Source organism: Zongyangia sp. (assembly GCF_965361945.1).
On the sequence record NZ_CBDTOK010000049.1, the window covers coordinates 19,284 to 27,129 of the forward strand.

7 protein-coding genes are annotated in these 7,846 nt (G+C 53.0%); 3 read left to right on the forward strand and 4 right to left on the reverse strand.

From position 1 onward, the window contains the following. Positions 1-16: 16 nt before the first annotated feature. Genes ACZ25G_RS03200 through ACZ25G_RS03215 form a run of 4 tightly spaced genes read right to left on the reverse strand, consistent with a single transcriptional unit; the run spans position 17 to position 5,221 of the window. Entirely contained in the window at positions 17-2,284 is a 2,268-nt protein-coding gene (locus ACZ25G_RS03200) for a hypothetical protein (protein WP_463681516.1), read from the reverse strand. Positions 2,285-2,307: 23 nt separating this feature from the next. Further along, positions 2,308-3,786: a CotH kinase family protein gene (locus ACZ25G_RS03205; RefSeq protein WP_463681517.1), complete on the reverse strand. Its 1,479-nt coding sequence runs from the start codon at positions 3,784-3,786 to the stop codon at positions 2,308-2,310. Positions 3,787-3,814: 28 nt separating this feature from the next. Next, positions 3,815-4,498 carry a DUF4956 domain-containing protein gene (locus ACZ25G_RS03210; RefSeq protein ID WP_463681518.1) on the reverse strand — a complete coding sequence of 228 codons (684 nt, stop codon included), beginning with the start codon at positions 4,496-4,498 and terminating at the stop codon, positions 3,815-3,817. A gap of 27 nt (positions 4,499-4,525) precedes the next feature. Beyond that, the gene (locus ACZ25G_RS03215; RefSeq protein WP_463681519.1) at positions 4,526-5,221 is read right to left on the reverse strand and encodes a polyphosphate polymerase domain-containing protein; all 696 of its coding nucleotides are present in this window, start codon (positions 5,219-5,221) and stop codon (positions 4,526-4,528) included. A 127-nt stretch (positions 5,222-5,348) separates the two neighbouring features. On the opposite strand from ACZ25G_RS03215, the gene ACZ25G_RS03220 reads away from it, so the two are divergent. From ACZ25G_RS03220 to ACZ25G_RS03230, 3 genes are all read left to right on the forward strand, one after another. Then, positions 5,349-5,594, forward strand: coding sequence for a hypothetical protein (locus tag ACZ25G_RS03220; protein ID WP_463681520.1), 246 nt, complete (start codon positions 5,349-5,351; stop codon positions 5,592-5,594). A gap of 119 nt (positions 5,595-5,713) precedes the next feature. After that, positions 5,714-7,117, forward strand: coding sequence for a uracil-xanthine permease family protein (locus tag ACZ25G_RS03225; protein WP_463681521.1), 1,404 nt, complete (start codon positions 5,714-5,716; stop codon positions 7,115-7,117). A gap of 91 nt (positions 7,118-7,208) precedes the next feature. Next, positions 7,209-7,667, forward strand: a complete 459-nt coding sequence (locus ACZ25G_RS03230; RefSeq protein WP_463681522.1) for a GNAT family N-acetyltransferase — start codon at positions 7,209-7,211, stop codon at positions 7,665-7,667. Positions 7,668-7,846 lie beyond the last annotated feature (179 nt).

Below are 7,846 nucleotides of genomic sequence, written 5' to 3' on the forward strand. Positions count from 1 at the left end.
CCAGGCCAGGGAAAGATCAGCCGTCCCGACGGGCCCAATACTCCTGTAAGATATAATAGGATTCTTTCAGTCGCTCATGGCTGGTAACCGTTTTCCCCCAGCCCTCCAAGGAGAAAGCGTTCATAGGAATACGGTACTCCCTGTCCTCACCGGTGGCCAATCCTACATACATTTGGTCAATCTGGAGGTTTTCAATTCCATAGCACTCATAGTAGTCGTCGTGGATCATCATCTCCGATGGGTTGGAGAAATTGAGCAGCTGCCAGGGGATGCGGATTTCCACCCCGTCACCGGTAAACATGTAGTCGGCCAAGGAGTCGAAGTCCTCCGATTCCGGATTGGCATTGCCATAGCGGAGCTTGCCTGTCTCGTAGACCTCGCCTACCCGCTGGGCAACATTCTGCTTGGGAAGGAGATCGGTCAGCTTCAGGGCCAGGTCGATGGAAACAAAGCGGGGGCTGTCCTTCTCCGGCGGGCTGATATAGGGGTCGGCGATGTAATAGGCCTCCCAATAGACCGCTTTTAGGACCTCATACCGCTCCTGCACCATAATCCGGCTGTTGTCGGCGCCGTCAATGCTGATGATGAAATCGCAGGCCTGCTCAAAGGTCAGGCCATAGTTTTGGCAATAGGTGCTGCCGGTTTTGGGGGTGATGTCAAGGGGAATGTACAGGGTATCCTCCTGAGGATCAAAGCCCTCTTGACGAGCGTAGAAATAGAGAAACTTTTCGTCATATTTCATGGACAGGCTGCCATCCTCCGACGTAAGGACCACATCCTCCTCAGCCCATTCCGAGGGATTGCCGTCCACATAGCAGACGCTTTCCTCCTCGCCTGGGTCGAAGGTCAGCAGGCCGAAAAACTGCTCGTTGGTCTGATAGTCGCTCCAATAGGGGGTGTTGTCCAGATCTACGGCGTGCATGGTGTTCCAGGTGCGTTTAAACCATTCATCCTGCCAGGAGAATAGGCAGCTTCCCGCGCTGCCGGCGTCCATAATATCCTCATAGCATTCGATCAGGTACTGCCCCTGTTCCTGTTCGTTGACATAACCCTGGCTCCGGCCGGTGTTTTCGTCGGTTTGCGCCCGTCCTCTACCGGTAGTAATGCCGTATTCAGAGATGACCACCGGTATGTTGTGGAAATGATTGAGGGCCTTGAGATAGGCGGAATAGGTGTTGAGCTGCCCCTGGGAGTCGTAGTAGTCCTCCTCGGTGAGATAGTCCTGGATCCGAGGCGCGTCAAGCAGGGAAAGGCGGTACGCAAGGGTCCTGGCCATGTTGGCGCCAAAGAGGTCGTCCAGCTCCTCCGGGGAATAGGAGGCCGCCTCCCGTTCGGTCTGGAGATAATCGGGGAAATAGGCATAAACATGGTAGGAGGCGAAATACCCCGACAGGAAATTGTCGGTGGGCTGGATGTGTTCCACATTGATGGCCGCCACCTTATGACGATAGTTGGAGGTGATGAGGGAATAGCGGAAGGGGTCGGTGGTGGGCCAGTTGGAGAAGGCCACCAAACGCTGTTGTTTATAGCGGGAGCTTTCATATGCGATGAGCCTATCTCCCAACTGGGCCAACATGGCTTCAAAAGGGGTAGCCTCATCGGTAGTGACCATATATTTTCCAGAGTAACTGCACCTGTCCGGGTTATTTTGGTTGGTGTAGGTGACAAGGCTTGACTCCCACTCCACCCCCAGAATATAGCCCAGCACCCAGGAGGATACGTCGTGCCGGTAGAAGCCGGAGCCGTCCCCATCCCGGCCCAGAAGGAATTTGTTCCCATGGAGGATATCCACAATGGTCTGGCAGTCCTCGATGAGCTCGGGAAGCAGCCCGTCGTCATAGGCGTCCTTATGGGAGTTATGGGAATAATCATCCACCCAAACGCCATGAAGCAGCCAGAGAGGTTCCTCCCCTTGCGCCTCCCGCTGGGTGTTGTATTCGTAAAAGGCGTTGTAAAAATCGTCGTGAAGGATGGTGTACACCCGGATGGTGTTGGCCCCCAGGTCCTGGATCATCCCAAACCACCGCAGATAGGTTTCTTTGTCAATAGCGAAATCGGTGGCCCACTCCCCGGGAATGCCCACCCCTAAATCCACGCCGCGGATCTCAAAGGGGACGCTCTCTCCGTCCCGGACCATATAGATGGACTCCTCGTCGGTGGTCATAAAGGTGCTCACCGGGGCATTGGGGTTGAGGTCAATATAAAAGCCCAGATTGTAGTACGCGTACCAGCCCATAAAAATGACCAGGATCAGCGCACAGATGCAGATGATAAACTTTTTCAATGGGCTCTGCCTCCTCTGGGTTTTCAGTGATTATAGGCCTTGTTGCGGGAGGGGTGGCAGTACTGCCGCAGGGTGTGGATGTTGTCGTCCAGCCAGTCGCCCCGGTCGCAAAGCCAGCCCTTCAGCTGTTTCACCGCTTCCTCATGGCTATACAGATTGCGGGAGGTGGGGATCAAAGGCTCCCATTGGGTCATGACCTCATGCCATCTCTCATTGTTGCGCTCTATTGCCGGGCCGAGATAAGCCAAGGTTTCGTCGATATAGTTCATAAGATATTCTTCACTGAAGACGGTGTCCCGAAGCTCTTCGTACCGCTCCAGCAAACGGTCTACAAACCGCTGGGATTTGCACAGCATGGTGTACCAGTGCTTGCCGTACATAATGAGGGTGTCAGGGTCGAATTCGGTTTCCTGATAATTGTCGCAGGCGTTGTTGAAATCCCACACCGCCAGCTTGTATTTCCCACTCATATCCTTGTAGATATAGGTGGAGTATTTTCCAGCGTCCGAATTCATGGAAAATTCGTTAATAAGGAAATAGTCGATAAAGTTTTCTTCGTCGATCCAGTTCCAATAGCCATATTTCCCAGTGTCATAGTCATAGGAGTATAGGGCCTTTTCAAAAGCGGCGTAGTCCAGCTCAATCCCTTCCCGGATCTCTTCGGTCAGGGCGGAACGTTTGGGATATCGGATAGAGATATCAGTTTCGATGGTTGTCATTCGTTCAAGATAGGAATAGACATCCCGGATACTGCCCAGATCTGGGTCGGTGGTGCGGTCGGACCGCAGCAGGTAACCGGTGACTGAGGTGCCGTATGCCTGATCGCTGAGATCCAGCCGGCAGTCGTTGCCGTTGGTGATTGTCTCCACCATCAGATAGAGCCCTTCATATTCCCCGTTGAGGATCAGCTCGCAGTAGCGGACATTGGGAGCCCACGCCATGATCTCACCGGAAATGTTGTACCACATGTAGTTGCGGATCAGGGACTTGTCCAGAGAGGGGCCGTAAAGTGCCCAGTCGCTGTGAGCGTCCATGCCCATAACCGCGACTGGGTTATCCAGCCCCTCTTCGTCCACGAAATTGAGCCGGTAGGAGCGTTTTTCAAAGGTGCGGGAGGAGTGGCCCCGCAGCCGGATTTCGGAAATGGTAGATACTGTCGCCGGGTCGGAAGGGTGGTTGTTCCGGTCCTGATTGTCGATGATGGATACTTCCGCATCCACCACATCCCGGCCGTCATCGGCTAGGCTGGTATATACCTCACCGAAACTATCATGAAGGTCGGTAATTTCACCAGGGATTTGCTGGCCGCTAGTGTCGATAATGACCAAGGGCAGGTGGGTGCATAACTCGCTGCCGCTACAATCGCAGCCCGCATCCGGCTGCCGGGCGCTTAGATGCTGATGAACTCGGGCGGGACCGGTCTCCTGATCAAAGGCGGCAGCCGCCAATGCGCTTAGGATCATGATGATGGCCATAGACAGCCCTAATACCCGATATTTCATGCCCTACGCCCCCTTTTTAGCTGGCAGATCAGCCGCTGATTTCATCGTTTTGCATGACAATATTGAAATACTCGATGCCGCCGATCCCATACACCGCATCGGTAATGCTCTTGCCTCCTGCCTTTTCCGCCTTGGCAAGATACTTGCCGCTGAGCTCATAGATAAATTCCACATTCTCATCCGTCGTGTTTTTCGCGCGGAGGATGGCCTTGCGGTTAAAGTATTGGAAGATCAGCGCTTCGACGGTGGGTTCGTTGACCCGGGCGGCCCGCAAAATCAGCAACACCCGGTTGTCGTTTCGGATGCGCCCGAAGAACAGCAGCACCAAAAATACAAAGGCGCTCCCCACCGAGGCCACTAGATAATCCCCAGAGCCGCAGCAGATTCCCACCACAATGGCCCAGAAGATGTAGACGGTGTCCCGGGAGTCCTTGATTGCGGTGCGGAAACGGACAATGGACAGGGCGCCTACCATGCCAAGAGAAAGAGCGATATTGTTGCCGATGACGATCATTACGGTGGTGGTCACCACAGTCAGGGTGACAAGGGATACATTGAATTTGACGCTGTAGATACTCCCGCTGTGGGATAGACGATAAGATAGGAAGATAAACCCTCCAATTACCACCGCAAAGGCAAGACGCAGGACAATGGCTCCAATGGAGAGTTCGCCACCGCTGGTTTCCAATAGTTGTAATAGATATTCTCTCATGGTTGATGTTTCTCCTCCTTGTGAAAGTTATCCGTGGTTGCCAAGGGAAACGCTTCGGGCTAGACAGTATTTACTGACGGACAGTTCTGAACGTTCCACCTGATCTAGCAGGTCCTTGATATAGCTGAGCAGGAAGCCGTTATACTTGACCTCTAGTACCAAATTGAATGGATCCATCACCGGATACATGGGAAGTTTAGGGTCGAACAGCTCAAAGCGGGACTCGGTAGCGACAATCCGGCTGTCAAATGTAATGCGGATGCGGTTTTCCTTGGCCACATAGGCCTGCCGGCGGTATTCCACCACCGTTTTTGGCCGGTAACACCGGCAGTGCATCAATCCGTAGCATTCCGCCGCAAAGGGATCTTTGTATTTCTGCAGGGGACGGTAGTCCCCCTGGCACAGCCGCCGGGCATCCTCTCGGGTAAGACGAAGGGAACGCTTGCGCTGATAGGGGCCCTCCTTTTGTTTCATCTCCAGCATGGCGAAATCCGCTTGAGGGCTGTAGCTGCGCAGCCGGATTTTCCTGCGCAGTTCCAGGCCGTCCGCCTTGTCGTGAAAATCCTGGTCATCCGGGGTGTCGAAATACAGGGAGCGGATAAGATAGCCCTGGGCGCCGTTGTGGGCGTCGCCGTGCATGACGGCGCCTAGCCGACTCTGTAGCAAAAGACTATCCACCGTATGGATAGCAAACTTCTTTTCCTGTCGTAAAACTTCGTTCATCCCGGGCCTCCTGTCCTTTGCCTCCCTCCTGATTCTCAATATAGAATAATTGGTCCTCGGCGGGAATGTAAGGGATGTTGTAGCGTCAAATATAGAGATAAAAAATGTTTTTACAAGATCATCCTACATGGTTTTTACATTATATTTTAACACAAAGAAAAGGTCAGCACAACACTGGCAGGGGATGGGGACCCGCGTGCGCCGGCAAAATTTCCCCTTTGAAGCCAGCGTGTTCACTGGGGGGATTATCGGCCATAAAGGGAAACTACCCAGGGCTTTTTATGGCTGTGTAATGCGGAAGGGGAAAAAGCCTGATGAAAAATGGCGCAAGGAACAGATAGTTAGAAATCAGAAAGAAGTATTGAAAGTCTAGGACAAATATACTATACTAAAACATAACTGAGACTATTTTGAGAACGGCACTTACGACATCATTGCTCTGGCTTGAGATGAAGGGCCGCTCAGCAGCAAACAGGAAAGGATGCGTTGTAAATGAAACAACACCAGGACGCTGTGGGATACCTGCCGGAAGAGCGGCCAAGCTTTGGAAAGCTGCTGTTGTACGCCATACAGCAGGTCATTGTCATGTTCCCGGCCACCGTTACGGTTGCCCTTGTCACCGGCTTTCAGGTATCCACCACCATTTTCGCCAGCGGCCTTGCCACCCTCTGCTTTATTCTGATTACCGGCAGGAAGATCCCGCTGTATTATGGCTCCAGCTTCGCCTACCTGACCGCCATCGCCAGCATGTGCGCGGCCGAAGGCTTTGTGAAGGTAGACGGTATTCTGCCTACAGAAGCGATCCAGTATGCCCAGTTCGGCATCATCTTCTCCGGCCTTATCTCCATTGCGGCCGGCCTGTTGGTCCGCTTCTTCGGCAAGAAGGTGGTGGAGACCATCCTGCCCGCCTCCATCACCGGACCGGTTGCCATGATCATCGGCCTCACCCTGGCGGGGAACGCCTTGAGCGACGCCATTCCCAACGTCACAGAGGTGACCAGCGAGAGTGTCATGTGGATTATTGTCGCCCTGGTTACTCTGATCTCTACAATCCTCTATTCCAAATATCTCAAGGGATTCCTTGGACAGCTTCCCCTGCTGCTTGGTGTGCTGACCGGCTGCGCGGTGGCCGGCATAGCTTACGCTGCCGACTGGGCCAACCTATTCCGCTCTGTGCCGGCAGCGGCTCTGGAAGCCTCTGTTTGGCGCTTGGGCGACGGGTCTATCTTCGCTGTCCCCGCGTTTTCCTTCCCCAAGGTGTCCTGGAGTGCTGTAGCGGCGATTATGCCCATCGCCATTGCCACCATTCCCGAATCCACGGCCCATATGTATCAGCTGGATATCTATGTCAATGACGTTGCCCGGAAAAAAGGCAAAAAGATGAAATACAGCCTTATCGATATGCTGGACCGCAACCTGATTGGCGACGGTATCTGCGATATGATCTCCGGCGTTGTGGGCGGCCCCGCCGGTACCAACTATGGTGAAAATATCAGCACCATGGCCATTACGAAGGTGTTTTCCGTCCCCGTCCTCGTTGCCGCGTCGATTATCGCCATGATCGTCAGCTTCTTTACGCCGCTGATCCAGGTGATCTATGGCATCCCTCTGGCAGTCATCGGCGGGTTGGAAATTTATCTATTCGGCGCCATCGCGGCCCAGGGTATTGCCATTATGATTGAGAAGAAGGTGGACATGTTCTCCTCCAAGAACATTGCCGTCATCGCTTCCATCATGATTATCGGCATCGGCGGGAACTACGCCTTCGGCGGCAACATCCCGTTCTTCGGCCTGCAGGTTCCCTGTATTGCAGGCGCAGCCATTTTCGGCATCCTTCTCAACCTCCTGCTCAGCATCGGTGAGAAGAAAAAAGCAAAGGCACAGGAAGAAGAGTAAAACCGGCTTATCCTTTATAGCACGAAAAATAGACGTTGCAGTACTGCAACGTCTATTTTTATCATACTTGATTGATGCGGAGGTGTGGGATATGGAAGTTAGAAAAATAGGAAAAGAGCAATTAGACGAGGCCCTTGGCCTGGTTTGGGAGGTCTTTTTGCAGTTTGTAGCGCCTGATTATTCGGAGGAGGGGATAAAGTCCTTTCGGGATTTTATGAAAAGTGAGGAAATGATCGCATCCCTGGAGTTTTTTGGGGCTTACGAAAAACAGGAGCTGCGAGGCGTCATCGCCACCAACGAAAACCGAAAGCATATCTGCCTCTTCTTTGTGAAAGCCCAGTATCACAGGCAGGGCATTGGCAGAAAGCTGTGGGAATATGTCCTGGGCAATAGTCCCCATAAGGCATTGACGGTGCATGCTTCCCCCTATGCCGTACCCATCTACCGCCAATTGGGCTTTGTGGAAACGGGTGGGGAGCAGATCGCCGATGGCATGAGATTTACCCCCATGAAATTTGAGAGATCGCTGCTGGCAGCTGGCAGAGCCTAGGCAAATGCCGTCAGCTTGCTCTTTTTATAAAATGAGAGAGCGAAAAAAGGCCCAGCACCCATCCAACTTTCCTAGCAATTGGACGATTAATGATTATAGGGACACAGTCAGGTCATTCTCATGGTTCTCGTACCGGTATTCTGTCTCAGAGAAGTAGCCTTTCAGCAGCTTCATGGAGA